We start from the raw sequence: 20,544 nt of genomic DNA, 5'->3' as shown, positions 1-20,544 counted from the left end.
AGAAGAGAGGCAAAAATGAACCGTGTTATTGCGTGTATTGACTCATCACCTTGTATTAATGCTATTGCAGATGCAGCGGCTTGGGTTGCGAAAGCAACTGGACGAGAGCTTGTATTATTACAAATTCTAGATTACTACCCGGCAAGTTATCACCTTGGTGAAATTAGTGGCGTAATCGGCTTTGAAAGCAATGCAATGTTGCTTAAAGAGTTAGCTGAATTAGAGCAAAAACAAAGAGAACTCGCTTTAGATTACAGCAATAATTTACTCAGACATATCTCTGACTTAATTAAAGAAAAACACGGAATTACTTGCTCAAAAATTCAGGAAAAAGGGGATTTTCTAGAGCAAAGTTTTAATCTCTTACACGAAAATGATATCGTGATTTTAGGTCGCGTAGGTGAAAGAGCCGCCGAAAAACATAAACCGATTGGTAGCAATGTTGAAAACTTTATCCGTGGTGCAAATTGTACGGTTTTGACCATTGGTGAAAACTTCAAAGTACCGACACGTTTTATTTTTGCTTATGAATACTCTCCGACATGTCAAAAGATGATGCGCCGTATTGCGCAAAGCGACTTATTACGGACTTTACAGTGCCATTTAGTTTATGTCGGTGACCATCCTGAAATATTGAATGAACCAGAGCATTACTTGAAACAAGCGGGGCTAGATGTAGTGACCGTTTATAGATACGGCGATGTGGCGCAAAATATTCTAGAGTACCAACAAGAACATGGTATTCAAATTATTGTGCTCGGCGCATTTAGCCATAGCAAAATACATCAGTTTTTCTTGGGAAGTATTGCAACCACGATTTTCCGTAACGCGACTGTACCATTACTTGTGGCTAAATGATGAGATTTGCATATAGTTATCCGCAAATCTTGTGGATAACTATATGGAAAAGCAGGGGTAATAAAAGTAATTTATTGATTATAAATAATAAAATGAAAAAGATGATTTTTTAACCATTATTTCACAATTGCAATTGCAAAACCATCATGACCTTTTGAGCCAACCGTTTGTAAAGCTGTGCAAGACAAAATTTGCGGATGATTTTCTAGGGCTTTAAAAGTTTCACGAATGCCTTCAATACTTGGTTTTTTGTTTTCAGGATTCAAAATATCACCAGCACGAATGACATTATCTAGCACAATAATAGTGCCAGATTTTGAAAATTTGAGACTGAGTTCTAAATATTCCGGATAGCCCTGTTTATCGGCATCGATAAAGATAAAATCAAAAGGCTCAATCGACTGAGGATCAATTGCGGAAAGTACATCGGCAGCACGGCCTAATTTAAGCTCAACTTTTACAGGCAGGTTGGCATGATCGATATTCTTTTGAGCCATTTCTGCATGAGTATCACGACCTTCAATGGTAAGCAAATAGCCATCTTCAGGCAGTGCACGTCCTAACCAGATTGTACTGTAGGCAGCAAAGGTCCCAATTTCTAAAACACGTTTGCACTTATTCATCTGAATGAGCATTTGCAAGAACATTCCTTGATTTGGAGCAACTGCAAGATGATTTGAAAAGCCGTGTTCGTCGGTATTTTTTAATGCAAAGTCGAGTCGAGGATCTTCGGGAATTAAATGTGAATCGATATATTCGTCAATGTCTGTCCACATCTGCTGCATAGTCAAATTTACCTGTATGTTGATAGGCGTATTTTAAACGTTTATGACTAGAGTGCAAAAATCTTCGATTCAAGAAATTTTGGTTGATTATAGAATGAGCAAATCCCCTTAAACTGAAGCGCATAAGGGGATTTATATTTTAGAAATTACACATTGATGTATTGCGGGTTAAGTCAGGTCCCCAAGTACGATAGCCTTGAGTATCAATATGGATTTGTCCTGAACTATATAAACCAATACCTAAATTTAAACTTTGGCCGTGCTGAGCCCAGAACTGACACAATTTAAACTTCGTATTTTCAATAAACGCATAGTCTTGTGGCTGTGGAACTTCTGGCCCAATACGAAAATCGATGGCAGAGTTAAATAAATGCTTAGAAGAACTTGCGCCACCTGCACATTCATTTAAAGGTAAGTCTCGGTAAACTGAAGTTACCTCAAAGTCGGTTAAAACTTTTGCGGCAATAAGATATTTAAAGACACGTAAGGTCGATAAAGAATTATTCCAAAGTTCACGGTTAGGTACCGCATATTCTGAACGGCCACACTTCTGCCAATCACGAGCGGATCTTAATAATTCAAAACTTGGTACGATACCTGCCACATCATGACGCGCCAGGAATTTTTCATATTCGCGTACACGTTCATAATGATCGCCTGTATTTAACCAAGCGCGATAGGAAGCAGGTTCAACTTTAGGTGGAATAGGACGTTCGATAATAACGCGCTCTTGAGGAATAAAGATGCGCTTACCGCTTGGAGAGGTTTTGCCTGTTGTTGTGTGTTGAGGAGAGCTGGCGCAACCCACCATAATCGCAGGGATTATGCATAGGGGCAGCACGCTCTGCAAAAACTTCCGCATAAGAAAAATCAAAAGCTTATAAATATTGCGCCTATTTTAATGCAAAACAGTGCACAAATTACGAGGAATTTGCAATGAAATGTTTGAATAGGGTATAAAAAAGATCAGCGGTTGCTGATCTTTTTGAAATTATTTTTCTAGATACTGTAACTTATCTGGTTTGCCGTTCCATTCTTCGCGGTCAGCAGGTTGTTCACCAATTTGAGTAATGTTAGGCCACTTTTGAGAAAGTTCAGCATTTAATTCAATAAATACTTCTTGACCTTCTGGTAGCTCATCTTCAGAGAAAATTGCATTTGCAGGGCATTCTGGTTCACACAATGCACAGTCAATACATTCATCCGGATTAATCACTAGGAAATTCGGACCTTCGTAAAAACAGTCTACAGGACAAACTTCTACGCAATCTTGGTATTTACATTTAATACAATTTTCAGTGACAACAAAGGTCATGGCGACAGCTACCTAAAAAATATGGTTTCATTTCGAATAGCTTATTTTAGGCAAAAAAGGGGTAAACAAACAATTGCTTTTATTGATATTGTTTATTTATACATATGAAGATAAGTTAATACATTGATATTCAAAAGAATGTTTCAGCTTAAATAAGAGCTAAATTATAAAATCAGGATAATAATAAGTTTTATAAAACAATAGTTTAAATAATTTTTTTGTCATGAGTTTTAATGTCATTTGGGTCAAGGTATCTGTTTAAGCAGACACCTCAACTATAACATTTACTTTTAAATTTTGCCTCTATGTTGAATTGATAGACAAAAAATCGTCAAGTAATGAGCTTAAAGTGTACAAAGTAAATGGATGTCTTCTGGTTCAAGTTCCCATAATTGCCGATCTGGGTGCTTTAATACGTCCGCGCCATGCTTTATATAGAAATCTACTGTACGCTTACTTGGAGTGGCTGAAATATAAAGTTGATGGGCTTCCAATTGCTTGGCCGATTCTTTTGCCGCTTGCATCAGCTTTGCACCAATACCTTTGCCTTGTTGATCGGCATCGACGTAAAAATATTGCAGTAATTTTGCATTGGGATAATCAGTAATAGTCTGATTCGAGACTACACTAATGCCAGCCAACTGTTCAGACGCATCAAAAGCACCGATAAATAAAGCCCCTTGTTCATAGAGTTCTTTTAATTTGGGCGGATCATTTTCTAAATGATAAGCATCCCAATGTTTAACATCATAAAAACAATCTGTTAATTCTAAGTGTTCTTGCTTTTGTAAGTAGAGTTGGGTAATCAGTTCACGACGATTAATCTGTTGCCAAATTAAATCGATCTCTGTGTATTGTAGTGGCCTTAAGAAAATAGAAATTTTATTCTCCTTAAAGTAAGAGCAAACATGCCTATACACATGTTTGCTCAATGAGTGATTATGAATTAAGCGCTGCTTTTAGCTCATAAAGCTGTTCAAGTGCCTGACGAGGAGTCAGGTTGTCTACTTCGATTTGCTTAAGTAAATCGAGGGCAGGTGAAGAGGCTTCAACTTCTATCACTTTCTCTATGACTTGAGTGCTTGGGGTAACTTCTGAATCTAAAGTTGCAAACAAATCACTTTGAACACTAATTTGTAAGTGCTGCTGTTGTTGCTTCTCTAAAATACGTAAACGCTTCTGAGCTTCTTTAATCACGTTAGCTGGAATACCGGCTAATTTTGCAACCTGTAAACCATGACTTTGGCTTGCTGGTCCTTGTTGGACTTTATGCAATAAAATGAGATTACCGTTTAACTCTTGAGCAGTGACATGATAGTTATCAATACCAGGTTCGCTACCCAACTCTGTTAATTCAAAATAGTGAGTCGCGAACAAGCAAAGACATTTAACGCGTTTGGTTAAATCAACCACACAAGCCCACGCTAAAGAAAGACCATCGTAGGTACTGGTTCCGCGACCAACTTCATCCATTAACACAAGCGATTGATTCGTCGCATGATGCAAGATTTGTGAAGTTTCAGTCATCTCAACCATAAAGGTCGATTTGCCTGTCGATAAGTCGTCGGCTGAACCAATACGGGTAAAAATACGGTCAATCGGGCCAAGTTTGGCAGCTCGTGCCGGAACGTAACTACCGCAGTAAGCAAGCAAACTGATTAATGCTGTTTGGCGCATAAAGGTAGACTTACCGCCCATGTTTGGACCGGTAATAATTGCCATACGGTGCTGTACATCAAGGAAAGTATCATTTGGTGTAAATGGCGCTTTACTTAACGCTTCAACTACAGGATGGCGGCCACCTTGAATCTTAATACCTGTTTCTGGTGTAAATTCAGGGCGTGCCCAATTGTTTAAACGCGCTTGATGAGCAAAGTTTGCAATTACATCAATTTGCGCGATTGCTGAACTCATCATTTGTAGGTGAGCAATATTTTCACGAAGGTTTTCAAGTAAAGCTTCAAATAACGCTTTTTCACGAGCTAATGCACGCGACTCACTTGATAAAACTTTATCTTCAAAACTTTTTAGTTCAGGCGTAATGTAGCGCTCAGCATTCTTTAAGGTTTGACGGCGGATATAGTCGGCCGGGGCTTGCTCGGCTTGAGCACGAGTCAGCTCAATGTAGTAACCACTCACACGGTTATAACCGATTTTTAAGGTGCTAATACCAGTACGTTCACGCTCTTTTATTTCTAAATCAATGAGGAATTGACCTGCATGATCACGAATTTGGCGTAATTCGTCAAGTTCAGCATCATAGCCTTCTGCAATTACATTGCCATCACGAAGTAATACAGGCGGATTTTCAACAATCGCAGCCATTAAATGTTGATGAAGCGCTTTAAAGTCACCCAATTCCTGATCGAGCTGTCCTAATAACTTAGATTTCTTTGCTTGTACAACAGGTGCTAAAGCATTTCGTAAAAATGGAATTTGCGCGCAAGCATGACGAAGTTGAACTAAATCACGTGGTCGCGCACTACCCAGCGCCACACGACTAAGAACACGTTCAATATCACCAATTTCTTTAAGTACCAGACGAACAGGGCTTTCATGGTAGCCTTGAATCAATTGCTCAATCGCATCTAAACGTGCGTCAAGTAATGCTGTATCACGAACAGGTTGCATGAGTGTTCGGCTAAGTAAACGTCCACCCATTGCGGTTTGGCAATCGTTCACAAGCTGAAATAAAGAAGTTCCATGCTCAAACAAAGGTTCAATAATTTCTAAGTTACGGCGCGTGATTGGGTCGAGCGCAATAAAGTCAGAACTTTGTTCTAAAAGAATTGAACGGATATGAGGTAACGCCGTTTTTTGAGTTTCTTTGGCATAGTGAATAAGTGCTGCCGCGGCGGCCTTAGCCAAAGGTAACGGGTCTAGTCCGAAACCAGAGAGTGTTGATACAGAGAACTGGTCACATAAGGTTTTTTGCGCATTGTTTAAATTAAAATCGACATTTGGGCGCTTGGTTACAGGGCAATCTAAATGTTTTTTAATTTGTTCGATAATATTCGGGTCAACCAGGTCTTCATCAATCAAAATTTCACTTGGCATGAGGCGAGCCAGTTCAATTGGAAGTTGTTCCGGTTTGTAGTCTTGTTGTTGAACTTTAAAAATACCCGCACTTAAGTCGAGTAAAGCAAAACCGATCTGGTTTTGATGGATACATAGCGCAACAAGGTTAGAGGACTGATAACTTGTAAGTAGTGCGTCGTCGGTTAAAGTACCCGGTGTAAGAATACGAACAACTTTGCGTTCAACCGGGCCTTTGCCAGTAACTTCACCGACTTGCTCACAAATAGCTACAGTTCGGCCGGCTTTTACTAAACGCGCCAAATAACCTTCAGCTGAATGGTAGGGAACACCTGCCATTGGAATCGGGTTGCCGTTTGCTTTACCCCGATGGGTTAAGGTAATACCTAAAAGTTTGGCTGCTAAATGCGCGTCTTCAAAGAACAGTTCATAAAAGTCGCCCATACGATAAAACAGCAACGCATGTTGATAGTCTTTTTTGACTTTGAGATATTGCTGCATCATTGGAGTGTGGTTGGAGAGATCAGCCATGATTTCAGCGCTATTCATGCGTAATAAACCCTTAAAAAAACGAAAAATCTACTTTTGGTTTATTAACCAATTTCAAGTCTTTAAAAATGAATGTAATTCAAGAAAAGTACAACAACTGGATGAACTTTAGAATCAGCATCCCTAGTATAAAGTGACTTCAGACCATTCCAGTGGTGCAATGGTAACAAATTTGAGTTAACGAAAAAAAGTGATCAAGCATTGAAATAGAGGTTGAATGTAGCAAGACATAAAAATAGAACAATTGGGTCTTTTAAGCCAAGGATTGAAAAATTTAAATATTCAACTCAAAGTTTACTTTTACGCGATCTAAAACAATGAGTGTTCTATAAGTTTTTACGTCTTCATTATCAGCGAAATGTTTTCTAACTAAACTTTCAAAATGAGATAAGTTATTGCTCAGCATGATAATTATAAATGAGACTCCTCCATTCACGAAGTAGCACTGTTGAATTTCTTCAACAGAAGCAAAGTATAGCTTCGCTCTGTCCATAACTACTGAACGATCTTCGCTAAGGCGGACCTCAATAATGGAAGTAATTTTTTCACCAAATTTGAGAGGATTTAAGATAGCGCAATTTTTTAAAATAATTTCCTTTTCTTCCATCCGAGTTATACGCCTTTGTACAGATGCAGCGGATAGACCGATTTTTTCAGAAATTTCTCGATGGGAAGTTTTATTGTCTTTTTGCAGTATTCTTAAGATCGCATAATCAAAATTATCTAAAGAAATCTCTGACATGAGTAAATCTCTCATTAAAGGTTAAATATAGAGTTATTTAATCGTTTTACCGTGAAAAATAGAAGAAATATATTGATTATAGAGAATTAAAATTTCAATCATTCCCCCCAATAGTAAAGATGATGATTGAGACAAACTCCAAACAAGGTATGGCATTTGCAGCCGCATTTTTATCTTTAGTTTCTGTACAGATCGGCGCAGCAATAGCAAAAGTCCTTTTTCCGATTCTTACTGCTGAAGGAGTCACCTTAACTCGACTTGCCTTATCGGCCTGTTTCTTATGGGTAGTCTTTAAACCATGGCGGCAGTGGAATAAACAGATCAATTGGAAAAATCTAATTATTTATGGATCAATCCTCACTTTAATGAATACTTTGGTTTATAAAGCATTTTCTTACATGTCTGTTGGGATTGCGATTTCCATCGAAGTGTTAGGACCACTTACGGTTGCTATTTTAATGTCTAAAAATAAATTAGATTATTTTTGGGGTGGATTATCTATTATTGGTTTGCTTCTTCTACCTATGGGCAATGCAAATAATAACTTTAGTTTTATTGGAATGACGTATGCTTTATTAGCTGCAGTGGGTTGGGGACTGTATGTGATTTATGGCTCAAAAGTTGCACAAGGTGGTGGTAGCTCTGTTGCGACTGGAATGTTTATAGCGGCTTTATTTGCAACACCTTTAGGTGCATCTCACATTATCCATATTTTTGATAGTTATAAGATTCTTTTTACATGTTTACTTATGGCGATGCTAGCAAGTGCTATTCCATTTATATTAGATATGATTGCCATGAAAAAACTGCATCCACGCGTTTTTGGAATTTTATTGAGTGCATCACCCGCGGTGAGTGCTTTGGCTGGATGGCTGATTTTAGATGAACGATTAAATAGTTTTCAGATCATTGGAATAACAATTATTATGGCATCGTGTGCAGGTTGCTCTTATTTTTCTTATAAACGTAATAAGGTATAAGCTGAGATTTCTATATTATTAAAAATAAATATTTCTGGTGAACATGAGATAGACCGATCAAAAATATGAGATGGGTATCTCATGGATTCTTTAGCTTTTAGCTCTAACCTAAGAATAACAAAGCTCACAACTTGGTCATTAGCAGCATAATTAAGCACACATGTGCATTATTTTAAATGGTCCTATTGATGAATCTAAATAATAAAAATATTTAACGCAAAAATTGTAATTCACTAATTTTTCTGCACTTAAAGGCTGTACCTGAGAGTCATAGGCATGTATCGTTAAGTCATGATACTTTAAAATTATAGAGTGTTTAAAAAGCAGTATCGTTCAAGTGACCTAATCGGGCTATACCATTAAGATGGTTGAAACTTGATCTCAAAATAATAAGTACAAATCACAATGGGAGAAACGATTACGTTTTATTGGTAAATATTGAAATGGAGTATCAATGACCAAGCTGGCTGGGGTCCTTTAAAGAAATATTTACGGTTGGTTTATTTATGATAACTTCATCTTACTTTAAAAAACACAAGAAACATTACCGCTCCCTAAAGGACCAGCAGCTTACAATCGCAGCCAAAGCAAATATCTTTATTTGTATTATTTTTTGCTTGTTTTGGACTATATATTTTGCATTTGCCCAAATGTGGGTGATTGTTTATATGGATATCTGTTTCACACTGATTTCCATATTTAGCTTTTTTCTTATTTATATAAACCGTATTTCGGCAGGGATACTTTTATCACAAGCGGTTCTACTGGTGTTTCCAGTGGTTTTTTGCTTATTTTTCGATGTTGCTACGCCTGATCGCCCTCGAGTGGCCCATTTGTTTTTACCTGCCGGAGCGATACTGGGGTATTTGAATTACCGTAGAGAGCCAAGCCTCTTACAAATTGTTTTAATTTTACTGTCGATTGGCTGCTTTATATTTTTTAGTGGTAGCTCTTTTACTCTCGATAGTGCCATACCTTTATCAGAAGATATTCGTGATCATGGTGGGTGGATAGCCACTTGTGTCGCTACTCTTATGATCTGTATTTCAATTTATACCATGCAATTAGAAATACAAATAGAAAGCAGTATGGAGCACAATCTACGTTTGGCACTCACTAAGCAACAATTTGAGCTTTTTTATCAGCCTCAAGTTAATTCGTCAGAAAAACTGATTGGTGCGGAAGCCTTATTAAGATGGCTTCATCCGGTTTTAGGGTATATTCCAACAAAAGAGTTTATTCCGGCAGCGGCAACTTTTGGGTTAATGCCAGAGATCGGCGAGTGGGTATTGGACCAAGCCTGCCAAGTTTTACAAGACTGGAGTAAAAAAGAAGAGACCAAAGATCTTACGCTTTCAATCAATATTAGTGCTGATCATTTTATGCAATCTAACTTTGAGCACACGGTGATTGGTCTGGTTCAGCGGTATGACTTCAATCCATCTCGGCTCATATTAGAAATTACTGAAAATATTGCTTTAAATAATTGTGCGAGCATGATTGAAAAAATGCACTTCTTGTCTAAGCATGGTATTCAGCTTTCACTTGATGACTTTGGTACAGGGTATTCATCCTTAAGCTATTTACAAAAAATGCCAATTAAACAAATTAAAATTGATCGCAGCTTTGTACAGGCAGCTTTAGATGATAAACGCAGCAATAAATTAGTGACGGGTATAATTAAAATTGGCCTAGATTTAAACCTTCGCGTGTTGGTAGAAGGAATAGAAACGGCTGAACAGTTTAGTGCTTTTAAAAGTAATGGTTGTACCGAGTTTCAGGGCTATTTATGGGGTTGTCCAATGTCTTTAAATGACTTTATCAAGCAATTGCCCATCAAGACCGATAAAGAATAAATCTGAGCACTCACCAGTACTGTTTAGCAGTTGTTTGCTAGATTGAGCCTAATATTAAGACACACTTTACAAACGTATGTAGAGTGTGAGTGTGTTAGGATGAATTTCTATACCTCTAGATATTTACAATATGACGAAACCTGAAGCGCAGTATCAATCAGGGCAATTTCAATTTTCCTTTCTATCATTAAAATATTGGGGTATCTGGTTCACAGCTTTTATTCTAATGTTTCTTGCGTACTTGCCTTGGGCAATCCAGTGGCGCTTAGCAAAAATGTTTTCAAAAATTGCTTGGACACTATTGGGTTCTAGAAGGAAAACGACTTTAAGAAATTTAGGTGCGTGTTTTCCAGAAAAAACACCTGAGCAAATTGAAGCCAAGGCTAAGTCGGTTTTTACCGATACGATGATTGGTATATTTGAAGCCTTAAATGCTTGGTATTGTCCTGCATGGTTTAAAAAAAGAGTTCATATAGAAGGCTTGGAACATCTAAATGACAATCGGGATCGGGGCATTCTGCTGTTAGGCACGCATAGCACATTACTCGATGCTGGAGGTGCTGCATGTACGCTATTTTTTGATATGGATGTGGTGTATAGACCTCAAAATAATCCTTTCATGGATTTCCTCATTCATCGTAGTCGCGCTAGGGTTTATAAAAACCAGATTGCAAAAGACAACATGCGTAGCTTAATTGAAAAACTCAAAAATGGTCATGCAATCTGGTATAGCCCTGATCAGGACTTTGGTTTAAAGCAAGGTGTCATGGCTTCATTCTTTGGAATACAAGCAGCAACAGTCACGGCACACCGAAGACTCATGGATATTTCAAACGCTGTTGCAATACCTTTATATTTTTACAGAAGTGGGGATATTCGAGATCCTCAATACAATGTACTGGTAGAACCTAAACTTGAAAATTTTCCTAGCGAATGCGAAGTGAATGATGCTGAACGCGTCAATAAAATTATTGAAAACCAGATTCGGATCGCCCCAACACAATACATGTGGTTTCATAGAAGGTTTAAAACTCGTCCTGCTGGTGAAGCGAAGTTTTACTGATTTTGTTATGCCTTTTTATACAGTCAACTGAGAGATTTAAAGGCCTTTAAACCGAGACTTTATAAATCCTAAATTAACAATAATTTTTAATTATTTATCCTTAGTTTTTAATGATCTATTTTAAAACAAATATCATTTTGTGTGCTTGACTGTAATAGGGCAGAGCACTATCCTTTGCCTGCTGGCCACATTGCCAGTCGGTTTTGACAGGCCGCTTTCATCTAGAACACCAAGAAAGTAATTTTTTGGTGGCGAACTCGTTCGTCCCCCTTCGTAGCGGTAGGACGGAGGTGGGACGCCTTGTGCGTGCCGGTTTCTAGATGACTGGTCTGTCAACCCTCCTTCGTTCTGCCACCATCATTTGACAGTGATTTGGTAGAACTTCTATTGCATCTAGGAGTCCGCCATGTGCGCTAATACATCTCATTTATTGGCTTTTGCCAAATCCTCTCTATTTATACCGCCGAAACAGTCTTTAAAACGGCTCTAGGTTTTCTACACCTTAAGAATCGTCACGACTAAAAAATCATATCAACAACAAAACTCGAGATAGGCGAGCACACCACTTGTGCGGCTTTTGTATGCCTGTATTTAGCACTCATTTTAAGAGTGACGGCATTTCTATCTCTTTACATACAACAAGAATTTATAACGGTAAAACTATGCCAAATTTAGAAACCTCTTCTAAAAAATTACACATTATTCGTACCGCTATTCGTTTGTTTACCACACATGGATTTCATACAACAGGCGTAGACCTGATCGTCAAAGAATCAGAAATACCGAAAGCCACCTTGTATAACTATTTTCACTCAAAAGAACGACTTATTGAAATGTGTATAGCTTTCCAAAAAAGTCTACTTAAAGAAGAAGTGCTTGCGATTATCTATTCAAGCCGTTATTGCACGCCAAACGATAAGCTCAAGGAAATAGTAGTTTTACATGTTAACTCTAACAGTCTGTATCACTTGCTACTTAAAGCCTTTTTTGAAATTAAAGTGGCTTACCAGCAGGCTTACCGTATGGCAATTGAGTATAGAAAATGGCTGACTCGTGAAATTTTTGAACTGATTTCTAGCTTAGAAACACGTGCGTTAAAACCCGATGCCAACATGGTTTTAAACTTAATAGATGGCTTGATGTTCGGGTTTTTGAGTACAAAGAGTTTGGATGAAAGGGATGTGGTGGTGGAGTATTTTTTTAAGCCAACTTGTTTGAGGTAAATGAGTTATTTAAATAAAAGGATGTATGGTTTGCTTGATTTTTATTAGATGAGTAGACCATATACACCATGCGATGATGTGAGCTCATTACTCAGGTTAGATTAAATAATTAGATATAACATACTGTTTATATTATAAAAATTAATATTTTTGACTTTGTGGCGATAATATTGCTATTTTATTTTTACGCTAATCGTAAATAGATTACGTATATCATAATTAAAATGGAATTAATTTAAAGCGAGTCATGGAGAAAGGAATACCATGAAAGAAATTGTATTAAGTGATTTGATCAATCAGCAGAAAGTTGGACCTTATCAAAAATTTATTTTGGTTACCTGCCTATTACTAATGATTATGGATGGGTATGACATTCAGTCCATGGCTTACGCAGCCCCACTGATTATAGAAGAATGGGGTGTTCAAAAATCCATGTTGGGAGTGGTGTTTAGTGCAAGCTTGTTTGGTTTGTTTGTTGGATCATTTTTATTAAGTTCACTTTCTGATCGTTTTGGTCGCCGTCCGATACTACTGATCTCGACCTTTATATTCTCCATATTGATGCTGTTGACACCACATGTAGGCAATATTGAGCAATTGACCGTAATCCGCTTTGTTACAGGAATTTTTTTAGGCGGTATCATGCCAAATGTGATGGCTTATAGCTCCGAAATTGTTCCATATCAATCTCGTATTTTTACCATGATGGTCATTTCTTGTGGCTATACGGTAGGGGCAATGTTGGGGGGCGGAATATCAGCCTTACTAGTTCCTTGGGGAGGATGGCAGGCGATTTTTTATTTCGGCGGTATTATCCCTTTAATTATTTTCTTTATCACATTCTTTAAGTTACCAGAATCTTTATATTTTTTAAGTGAAAATAGCAAAAATAGCTCCAAAATTTTGTTTTGGTTAAAGAAGTTTTATCCAGCATTAACATTCAATGCAGAGATAAAAATCATCAATAATACTGAGGTTCAGGTTAAAAAGTCACCGCTTGAGTTATTTAAAAATCAGCGTGCGTTTTTTACCTATTCCATCTGGATCATCAGTATTTTAAATATGATCAGTTTATATTTTCTGGCAAATTGGCTACCGACTTTGGCCAAAGAGTCAGGGCTTTCATTAAATCAGGCATTGTTGATCGGCTCCACTCTACAATTAGGCGGTACGATTGGTAGTGTGGTGATGGGCCTTAAAATTGATAAGACAGGATTTTATAAAGTATTAATTCCTGTTTTTCTGGTTGCAGTGATTAGTATTGCTTTAATTGGCTATTCTGTTAGTCATATCGTTTTATTGTTTATTATCATTTTTATTGCTGGCTTTGCTATTGTTGGTGGGCAACCTGCCATTAATGCTTTGTCGGCCAGTTATTACCCAGTTTCACTTCGTACTACAGGGGTGGGCTGGAGTATTGGAATTGCCCGTTTGGGTTCGGTTATTGGGCCGTTATTTGGCGGGTATCTTTCTCAATTTCTGGTCATTACCCATTTATTTGTGATTGCTGCCATACCTTCGTTATTCGTGATTATCACATTGATCATTCAGGCCAAGTATCGGTCATAATACGGTCTAAATATAGAATTTACATAGTGCACATATAGACCGTAATTATGATCGGTGAGTAGCTAAAGAGAGTTGGTCCCAAGCTATTCATGGATTATTTAACTCGATACCATGTTTGGTTTCGGCCAATTATTTAGCTTTTAGATTTGAAGAACATCATTTTAGAGCTGTGTATCTCGATAAAACCAATTTACACAAGCATCTGCCAAAATTTGTGTGGTATCAAAGCTCACATCTAAAATTGGAGACTGGATTGCATGTAACCCAATGGGAATTTCTGTGCAGGCTAAAATAATCGAACCCGCACCTTTATCTATGAGTCTTTGGCTTAACTCTTGAAAAACGATACCCGCTTTTGCCGTTTCGTTGCGTTTTACAGCATAAACAGCGGGCATAAATTCCTGTTCAATTTCTTCATCTGAATTAATAATAAAAGGGATGCTATGTTTGCTTAACTCAATTTGATACAACTGAGTAGAAAGGGCACCTTTGGTTGCCAATATTCCGACTTTATCACCAGATTGATAATTCTTTAAAATCTGTTGCACCGTAATTTCAACCATATTTAAGATTTGAATATGGGTGTGTTGCTGTAAGTCAGAATGCCAAAAGTGTGCGGTATTACACGGAATTGCGATTTTAGAAACACCGCTACGCTCTAAAATTTTTAGTCCATGTAACATGGCATTTAAAGGACTTTCACCTAGGTTTTTAAGTGCAAGTTGTCGGTCAGGAATACCGCCGTGATTCCAAACGATTGTTGGAATATGTTCCTGATCTTTAGTGGCAGGGCTTGTATCGAGCAGACGCTGTTGAAAATCAACAGCAGCGCCCGGTCCCATGCCACCCAAAATTCCAAGAGTGGGGAGTTGTGAAAATTCTGTCATCTTATAAACGGTATGCATCTTTGCTAGAGAAGGTTTTACGATAACCGAATAAGCCTACGGCACCGCCTGTATGAAGGAAAATCACTTTGTCATCTTTAGTGAAATGGCCCTGACGAATGAGATCAACTAAGCCCGCAAAACCTTTACCTGAGTAAACAGGATCAAGCAAAATACCTTCAGTTCGAGCCAGAAGTTCAACTGCTTCAACCATGCTATCAGTTGGAATACCGTAGCCATCGCCAACATAGTCACTATTTGCAATCACTTTTTCACGAGCAATAAGATCTGCGTTTAAACCAAGATGTTCTAATGTTGCGCGAGTAAGTTTATAAATATTTTCTTCTTGTTTAGATTTTTCAGCACGAACACTAATACCCAAGACTGGTAAGTTTGAGTGAGTTGCCGCAATACCTGCTAAAAGGCCAGCTTGAGTACCCGTACTACCTGTTGCATGTACAAGATGAGTTGGCGCGAGTTGAATCTGGTTAAGTTGGTTAATTAATTCAATTGCTGTTGAGACATAACCTAAAGCACCAATAGCGTTTGAGCCACCGCCCGGGATAATGTACGGACGCTCACCTTGTAGTTCTAATTCTTTTGCTTTGGCTTCTAAAGCCGCCGCCATGTCTGTGCCACCCGGAACAACTTCAATTGATGTTGCGCCTAGAATCTCATCGAGCAATAAGTTGCCGTTATTGTAATATTCCTCTGTACCATCACTAACGCGTTGTTCGAGTAAAACAGATGCCTTTAGGCCAAATTTATTGGCTGCTGCAATCGTTTGGCGAACATGGTTAGATTGAGTTGCACCTTGAGTGAGTACATGTGTGGCACCTTTTGCAAGTGCATCACCAATTAAAAATTCTAATTTTCGGGTTTTATTGCCACCTGTAGCTAACCCTGTAGCATCGTCTCGTTTGATGTAAATCTGCGGACCATTTAACGCTTTAGTTAAGTGAGGTAAAAACTCTAGAGGAGTAGGCGCATGAACCAGTTGAACGCGCGGCAAATGACTTAATAACATAATAATGTCCTAAAATTTTAGTGTATGTAATCAATCATGCGACTTACTTCTTTACGCATAATTTCTAAAATATGTTTTTTGGTTTCAATAAATTCCTGCTGTGGCGCAATATTTTCAATGGTGCGGTCACGAGGTAAATTCACTTGAATATCTTCGGCGATGCGGCCAGGGTGACCTGCCATTAAGATAATGCGATCTGCTAAAAGTAGAGATTCATCAATATCGTGAGTAACAAATAAAACGGTAGTTTTATTGTCTTGCCAAAGCTGAGTCAGTGTTTCCTGCATCAAAATACGTGTTTGGGCATCTAAAGCTCCGAAAGGTTCGTCCATCAATAAAATCTTTGGCTTCATAACCCAAGCACGGGCAAGCGCAACACGTTGCTTCATACCGCCTGAGATTTGCCAAATGCGATGGTTTTCAAACTTCTTTAAACCCGTTTTTTCTAAATAATATTCAGTTTGCTCAGTAATATATTTAGGCTCAGCTTTTGATTGCTTAAGTGGAAATTGAATATTTTCTTTTACTGTGAGCCAAGGAAATAACTGAGCCTGTTGGAATACAACAGCTCGGTCAATGCCCGGAGCTGAGATGGTTTGACCATCTACATAAATGTCACCTGAAGTTGGTTTTTCAAAACCAGCAAGTAAGTTCAAAATAGTTGATTTACCACAGCCAGAAGGCCCAAGTAAGCAAACAAACTGACCTTCAGGAATTTTCAGATTAATATCTTCTAAGACCGTATTTTCTGTTTTGTTCTGTTTAAATATTTTCTGAACATTATTTAGCTCAATAAATGGTTGAGTCATTATGCTTTTCCTGTCCAAGGGGCCCATTTTTGCTGTGCTTTCACAATGAGCCAATCTAAAATAAAGCCAATTGTTCCAAGTAAAATAATCCCGACAATGACAACATCTGTACGTAAATAAGAACCTGCATTAATAATCATCCACCCTAAACCAGAAGTCGCTGCAACCATTTCTGCTGCAATTAATGATGTCCAGCCGATACCAATAGATAAACGAATAGTGGTGAAAATTTCAGGAAGTGAAGAGGGTAAAATGACACGGAATAAGATTGCTGTTTTTCCTAAGCCCATCGTTTGTGCTGCTTGAATCAAACCATATGGAACGTTTTGGCTTGCTGCGGTTGCACCCACAATGACGCTAAGAAAAGTTGCAATAAAAATAAGGAAAAATTTAGATTCCTCGCCAATCCCTAGCCACACTACAACTAAGGGGATTAAGGCAATTTTGGGAACAGGGCGTAAGAATTGTACAAATGGATCTAAAACGGCATTAAGTACAGGACGACGGCCCATTAATAATCCCAAAGGCACACCAATAACGATTGCAACGAAGAATGCAAAGAAGGCACGCGCCGTGCTGACTAAAATGTGTTGATAAAAAGGAGCATCTCGGTAACCGTTTTTAAATAAATCTAAAACTGTATCTAAAATTTGTAGAGGAGAGGGCAACAAAATTGGTGAGACAAGTTTAAATGTACACACAAGCTGCCAAATAATCACAAAAGTGATTAGCGATAATGTACTAATCACTTTTACTTTAAACGGGTTCAACTGAATCATCTCATAACCTTATTTTGTCGCTTCAATAAGGTATTTACTGTCGATATTAGGCGCATAACTCTTTGGAACATCAGATTGTTTTAGCTCGCCAATACTGACTAAAAATTTAGCAATATCTTGGGTGGCTTTAGCCAAGCCTGAGTTTTCATCATTTGATGTCGCACCTAAATATTTTTCAGAGGCTTGATCTTTTAGGGGAATATATTCGATACCAGCAAGTGTGGTTTCGACTTGGTCATAGGGAAGACTTAAGTATTTAGAGATTTTTTCAGAAGCAGCTTTAGGATCACGTTTATATTCATCAACTTGATCTTGGTAAGCTTTCAAAAATTTAATAACAAGGTCAGGGTGTTTTTCTGCAAACTCTTTACGGACAGCGAAGTTGTTATAAACCAAAATACCTTTTTCATTCAGCGTTGTTGTACGATAAATTTCTTTACCGCCTTCTTTCTCTAGCTGTTGAGTAAATGGTCCCCAAACATAGGCTGCATCAATATCACCACGTGTCCATGCAGAAACAATTTCAGCAGGCTTAAGTGGAATTAATTTGATTTTTGATTTATCAATTTTATTTAATGCAAGGGCTTGTTCTAAAGCATATTGTGCAGTGGAGTTAGCAGGGAAGGCAACTTTTTTACCAACTAGGTCTTGCAGATTTTTAATATCAGGACGAACAATTAAACGTTCTGCACCAGAAATTAGACCTTCCAAACCAATGATTTCAATGGGTAATCCGCGAGTAATACCTGCAACAGCTGGGCTTGAGCCAAAACGTGCAATGTCAATTTCATTTGCGGCGAAGTAATTAATTACATCTGCACCTGAAGCAAATTCAACCCACTTAATTTTTGTACCTAAAGCTTTTTCAAAATCTCCATCAGCTTTACCAAGAACCCAAACTCGGGGACCGCCACCCCAAGCAAAACGTACTTCTTTAGGTAGTTCAGCAGCAGGCGCAGTTTGAGAAGCTTCTGCCTTAGTTTCATTATTCTGCTGTGAATTATTTCCACAACCAGTTAAAAGTGCAAAGCTGAGAACCCCTACTGATAAGACAGCATTTTTTAAGTGAAAATGTGTTCCAAACAACATTATATTTCCAGTAGTTTTCGAAATTTATTCGATCTTAGTGAAAATTTATGATTAATAAAAATATGAAAAAATGGAATGGATATATGCAAAGATGAGTTTATGTTTATGAATAAAAAAGAATTATTTATCACTTAAAATTGGTAGTTATCTTTTGAGTTGAAATTGGGGCATGAAAAAAAATAGAGCTTTTTAAAATTACTTATTTATAGGTTGAGTACATAATTAAAGTTATTAATTAACTTAAGGATATTTAAAAAATTACATGGCTTTTGAGGAAAATGATGACTTCAAAAAACCATGCAATTTTATAAACAGCACTTTAAAGCGATTAAAGCTTATTTAACTCGATACCATGTTTGGTTTCGGCCAATTGCAGAAATACCAATGTAGCCACGAGCGGTAAGTTTTTCCCCATCTGGTGATACGGTTACATTAAAGCGATAAGTTTTGTCTGACTGTGGGTCGAGAATAGATCCTTTGTCATATTTATTTTGACCTACGTTTTTTAAATTTTTGACAATGGTTAAACCAATTAAAGATTTATTTTTATAAGTCCCTTCACACATCGTACATTTATTGGCTTCGCTTGGAACAAGGATTTTTTCAATATTTGCGGATAGAACTCCATTTTTGTCTTGGCTAAATCTTACCAGCGCTCTCGGTTGATTGGTGGCATCATCAATAGTTTTCCAAACACTGCCATGTAGTTTGTCCGAAGCAAATGAATGAACCGAATAAAAGCTGAATAAAATTAATAATAAATATTTTTTCATATCAAATGTTTCTCTAATTAAATATGGATGGCTTTAACTGCCAAAAATGATTCATTTTAAATTTAACTTCACAGTCTTCTTAGTATTGATCTATAAGCTTAACAGTATGTAAAGTTATAATCTATTTGTCTAAATATTATTTTGAATACATTACTTATGCAATTGCGAGAATGGACAGAATTATTAAGTTTTTTAAAGTCATTTAGTTAGTATTGAATCACAGTCTGCAATATTCAGCTTTATAACTAAAAATCTTGAAACTGTTTCTTTTCTTTAATCATATTTACGGGTAAATGGCTCTTCCTGAAAAAAAGAGCCATTTAAATTGATAGATAGAACTAAGCAGTATGCTTGAATGCTGCTACTGCTTTTTCTAGAAAGTGTAGGGTAACTGGTTTGAGCCAAGTACCGTCAGCAAGGCTTGGTTCATTTTGCATTGCTGAACGGATCTTTTCTTGAGTACTTGGATTTTCGCCAGTATAACCTTGTAGCATAGAGAGCCATTGCTGTGCCAAACGCTTTGCTCCTTCACTATTCGGTTTAACCTCAGCGTCAATCAATTTCTCAATATCGACTAATAGTTGAGGCCATTTTTTCATCTCGCGACCATAATTTTCCTTTAAAAAAGCAAACTCATTATCAGATAAATAACGAGCAAAAATACTCAGCTTACTCTCTGAAAAGGCCCTAAGTAAAAAGTCAACAACTTCTGGCAGTACCCCTAATTTTTCCTGAAATTCAGGTTCTGCAGAATTGATGTTATTTAATTTAACAAGCCATTCTGGATTGGTGCGGGTATTCTGCTCAAGTGTTTTCATCCACTTATGGGCGAGCTTTTGAGCGGTTTCACTGCTAGATGATTCTCCAGCATTAAATACCGTATTTACAGCTTGAGTTAACTCTTGCCATTCTTGGTGGGTTTTAGTACCTGATTGTAAAAATGTAAGCTTTTCAAGTTCTTCTTGCGTAAAGTATTTCTCGTACATTGCTATAAGCTCCAGCATATTTAGCCAATCCTCCAAATCAAGTTCTTCACCATTGATGAGCTGAGATTTCAATTGTCCAAGCTGATTTCGCAATTTTTTCTGCTCTGCCAGTCTTTGATCAATTGCTTGAATCTGCCGATCAATAATCGGTAAAAGTGCTAGATTAGGATCTTCAAGAACCGTATAGATTTCGGCTAGCGACATACCCAGCCCTCGTAATG

At 37.6% G+C, this 20,544-nt stretch carries 19 protein-coding genes; 6 read left to right on the top strand and 13 right to left on the bottom strand.

What is annotated here, in order from left to right:
- Positions 1 to 15: 15 nt before the first annotated feature.
- Positions 16 to 858, top strand: a complete 843-nt coding sequence (locus R5R67_RS15665) for a universal stress protein (RefSeq protein WP_001082433.1) — start codon at positions 16 to 18, stop codon at positions 856 to 858.
- 116 nt (positions 859 to 974) lie between these two features.
- Here R5R67_RS15665 and R5R67_RS15660 read toward each other — a convergent pair whose 3' ends face one another.
- The 6 genes from R5R67_RS15660 to R5R67_RS15635 all read right to left on the bottom strand — a co-directional run bounded on the left by R5R67_RS15660 (position 975) and on the right by R5R67_RS15635 (position 7,285).
- Positions 975 to 1,643 carry an O-methyltransferase gene (locus R5R67_RS15660; RefSeq protein WP_001186837.1) on the bottom strand — a complete coding sequence of 223 codons (669 nt, stop codon included), beginning with the start codon at positions 1,641 to 1,643 and terminating at the stop codon, positions 975 to 977.
- Positions 1,644 to 1,782: 139 nt separating this feature from the next.
- Positions 1,783 to 2,505, bottom strand: a complete 723-nt coding sequence (locus tag R5R67_RS15655) for a D-Ala-D-Ala carboxypeptidase family metallohydrolase (RefSeq protein WP_185767871.1) — start codon at positions 2,503 to 2,505, stop codon at positions 1,783 to 1,785.
- Between the two features lie 129 nt (positions 2,506 to 2,634).
- Positions 2,635 to 2,958, bottom strand: a complete 324-nt coding sequence (fdxA, locus tag R5R67_RS15650; RefSeq protein ID WP_000144889.1) for a ferredoxin FdxA — start codon at positions 2,956 to 2,958, stop codon at positions 2,635 to 2,637.
- 344 nt (positions 2,959 to 3,302) lie between these two features.
- Complete coding sequence (locus R5R67_RS15645) at positions 3,303 to 3,833, bottom strand: GNAT family N-acetyltransferase (RefSeq protein ID WP_085943509.1); 531 nt, start codon at positions 3,831 to 3,833, stop codon at positions 3,303 to 3,305.
- A gap of 64 nt (positions 3,834 to 3,897) precedes the next feature.
- Positions 3,898 to 6,543 (bottom strand): DNA mismatch repair protein MutS, encoded by a 2,646-nt coding sequence (gene mutS / locus R5R67_RS15640; protein WP_001083256.1) that lies wholly within the window; start codon positions 6,541 to 6,543, stop codon positions 3,898 to 3,900.
- Between the two features lie 274 nt (positions 6,544 to 6,817).
- On the bottom strand, positions 6,818 to 7,285 hold the full coding sequence (locus tag R5R67_RS15635) for an Lrp/AsnC family transcriptional regulator (protein ID WP_001290075.1): 468 nt from the start codon (positions 7,283 to 7,285) through the stop codon (positions 6,818 to 6,820).
- Positions 7,286 to 7,404: 119 nt separating this feature from the next.
- Between R5R67_RS15635 and R5R67_RS15630 the strand changes: the two genes are divergently transcribed.
- The 5 genes from R5R67_RS15630 to R5R67_RS15610 all read left to right on the top strand — a co-directional run bounded on the left by R5R67_RS15630 (position 7,405) and on the right by R5R67_RS15610 (position 13,976).
- The gene (locus R5R67_RS15630; RefSeq protein WP_009520432.1) at positions 7,405 to 8,265 is read left to right on the top strand and encodes an EamA family transporter; all 861 of its coding nucleotides are present in this window, start codon (positions 7,405 to 7,407) and stop codon (positions 8,263 to 8,265) included.
- Positions 8,266 to 8,771: 506 nt separating this feature from the next.
- Entirely contained in the window at positions 8,772 to 10,121 is a 1,350-nt protein-coding gene (locus R5R67_RS15625) for an EAL domain-containing protein (RefSeq protein WP_000633293.1), read from the top strand.
- Positions 10,122 to 10,251: 130 nt separating this feature from the next.
- Positions 10,252 to 11,184 (top strand): lauroyl acyltransferase, encoded by a 933-nt coding sequence (locus tag R5R67_RS15620; protein ID WP_000165401.1) that lies wholly within the window; start codon positions 10,252 to 10,254, stop codon positions 11,182 to 11,184.
- Between the two features lie 662 nt (positions 11,185 to 11,846).
- Positions 11,847 to 12,407 (top strand): TetR/AcrR family transcriptional regulator, encoded by a 561-nt coding sequence (locus R5R67_RS15615; protein ID WP_206536208.1) that lies wholly within the window; start codon positions 11,847 to 11,849, stop codon positions 12,405 to 12,407.
- Between the two features lie 264 nt (positions 12,408 to 12,671).
- Positions 12,672 to 13,976 carry an MFS transporter gene (locus R5R67_RS15610; protein WP_000659378.1) on the top strand — a complete coding sequence of 435 codons (1,305 nt, stop codon included), beginning with the start codon at positions 12,672 to 12,674 and terminating at the stop codon, positions 13,974 to 13,976.
- 161 nt (positions 13,977 to 14,137) lie between these two features.
- Here R5R67_RS15610 and R5R67_RS15605 read toward each other — a convergent pair whose 3' ends face one another.
- The 7 genes from R5R67_RS15605 to R5R67_RS15575 form a co-directional block, all read right to left on the bottom strand.
- The gene (locus R5R67_RS15605; RefSeq protein WP_025466915.1) at positions 14,138 to 14,863 is read right to left on the bottom strand and encodes an aspartate/glutamate racemase family protein; all 726 of its coding nucleotides are present in this window, start codon (positions 14,861 to 14,863) and stop codon (positions 14,138 to 14,140) included.
- Position 14,864: 1 nt separating this feature from the next.
- Complete coding sequence (locus tag R5R67_RS15600) at positions 14,865 to 15,887, bottom strand: D-cysteine desulfhydrase (protein WP_000926995.1); 1,023 nt, start codon at positions 15,885 to 15,887, stop codon at positions 14,865 to 14,867.
- Positions 15,888 to 15,904: 17 nt separating this feature from the next.
- Positions 15,905 to 16,696 (bottom strand): ABC transporter ATP-binding protein, encoded by a 792-nt coding sequence (locus R5R67_RS15595; RefSeq protein ID WP_000193340.1) that lies wholly within the window; start codon positions 16,694 to 16,696, stop codon positions 15,905 to 15,907.
- Complete coding sequence (locus tag R5R67_RS15590; protein WP_000615472.1) at positions 16,696 to 17,475, bottom strand: ABC transporter permease; 780 nt, start codon at positions 17,473 to 17,475, stop codon at positions 16,696 to 16,698. Before R5R67_RS15590 ends, R5R67_RS15595 begins: the two co-directional genes overlap by 1 nt.
- 9 nt (positions 17,476 to 17,484) lie before the next feature.
- On the bottom strand, positions 17,485 to 18,564 hold the full coding sequence (locus tag R5R67_RS15585) for an ABC transporter substrate-binding protein (protein ID WP_000897153.1): 1,080 nt from the start codon (positions 18,562 to 18,564) through the stop codon (positions 17,485 to 17,487).
- A gap of 335 nt (positions 18,565 to 18,899) precedes the next feature.
- A complete protein-coding gene (locus R5R67_RS15580; RefSeq protein ID WP_000760390.1) occupies positions 18,900 to 19,337 on the bottom strand; it encodes a DUF2147 domain-containing protein in 438 nt (145 codons plus the stop codon).
- Between the two features lie 338 nt (positions 19,338 to 19,675).
- Positions 19,676 to 20,544: TipAS antibiotic-recognition domain-containing protein (locus R5R67_RS15575; RefSeq protein ID WP_318754971.1), on the bottom strand; the 869-nt coding region annotated here is incomplete at its 5' end.

This window comes from Acinetobacter sp. OYA S30 (assembly GCF_033599315.1).
Taxonomy (GTDB): domain Bacteria; phylum Pseudomonadota; class Gammaproteobacteria; order Pseudomonadales; family Moraxellaceae; genus Acinetobacter; species Acinetobacter baumannii.
The sequence above is the reverse complement of the archived record's forward strand: the minus strand, read 5'-3'. Positions and strand labels throughout refer to the sequence as shown.

Bases quoted from the DNA above. Each gene is read 5' to 3' on its own strand.
- R5R67_RS15665 (WP_001082433.1), top strand. From the start codon at position 16: ATGAACCGTGTTATTGCGTGTATTGACTCATCACCTTGTATTAATGCT.
- R5R67_RS15660 (WP_001186837.1), bottom strand. From the start codon at position 1,643: ATGCAGCAGATGTGGACAGACATTGACGAATATATCGATTCACATTTA.
- R5R67_RS15655 (WP_185767871.1), bottom strand. From the start codon at position 2,505: ATGCGGAAGTTTTTGCAGAGCGTGCTGCCCCTATGCATAATCCCTGCG.
- fdxA (WP_000144889.1), bottom strand. From the start codon at position 2,958: ATGACCTTTGTTGTCACTGAAAATTGTATTAAATGTAAATACCAAGAT.
- mutS (WP_001083256.1), bottom strand. From the start codon at position 6,543: ATGAATAGCGCTGAAATCATGGCTGATCTCTCCAACCACACTCCAATG.
- R5R67_RS15635 (WP_001290075.1), bottom strand. From the start codon at position 7,285: ATGTCAGAGATTTCTTTAGATAATTTTGATTATGCGATCTTAAGAATA.
- R5R67_RS15630 (WP_009520432.1), top strand. From the start codon at position 7,405: ATGATGATTGAGACAAACTCCAAACAAGGTATGGCATTTGCAGCCGCA.
- R5R67_RS15625 (WP_000633293.1), top strand. From the start codon at position 8,772: ATGATAACTTCATCTTACTTTAAAAAACACAAGAAACATTACCGCTCC.
- R5R67_RS15620 (WP_000165401.1), top strand. From the start codon at position 10,252: ATGACGAAACCTGAAGCGCAGTATCAATCAGGGCAATTTCAATTTTCC.
- R5R67_RS15615 (WP_206536208.1), top strand. From the start codon at position 11,847: ATGCCAAATTTAGAAACCTCTTCTAAAAAATTACACATTATTCGTACC.
- R5R67_RS15610 (WP_000659378.1), top strand. From the start codon at position 12,672: ATGAAAGAAATTGTATTAAGTGATTTGATCAATCAGCAGAAAGTTGGA.
- R5R67_RS15605 (WP_025466915.1), bottom strand. From the start codon at position 14,863: ATGACAGAATTTTCACAACTCCCCACTCTTGGAATTTTGGGTGGCATG.
- R5R67_RS15600 (WP_000926995.1), bottom strand. From the start codon at position 15,887: ATGTTATTAAGTCATTTGCCGCGCGTTCAACTGGTTCATGCGCCTACT.
- R5R67_RS15595 (WP_000193340.1), bottom strand. From the start codon at position 16,696: ATGACTCAACCATTTATTGAGCTAAATAATGTTCAGAAAATATTTAAA.
- R5R67_RS15590 (WP_000615472.1), bottom strand. From the start codon at position 17,475: ATGATTCAGTTGAACCCGTTTAAAGTAAAAGTGATTAGTACATTATCG.
- R5R67_RS15585 (WP_000897153.1), bottom strand. From the start codon at position 18,564: ATGTTGTTTGGAACACATTTTCACTTAAAAAATGCTGTCTTATCAGTA.
- R5R67_RS15580 (WP_000760390.1), bottom strand. From the start codon at position 19,337: ATGAAAAAATATTTATTATTAATTTTATTCAGCTTTTATTCGGTTCAT.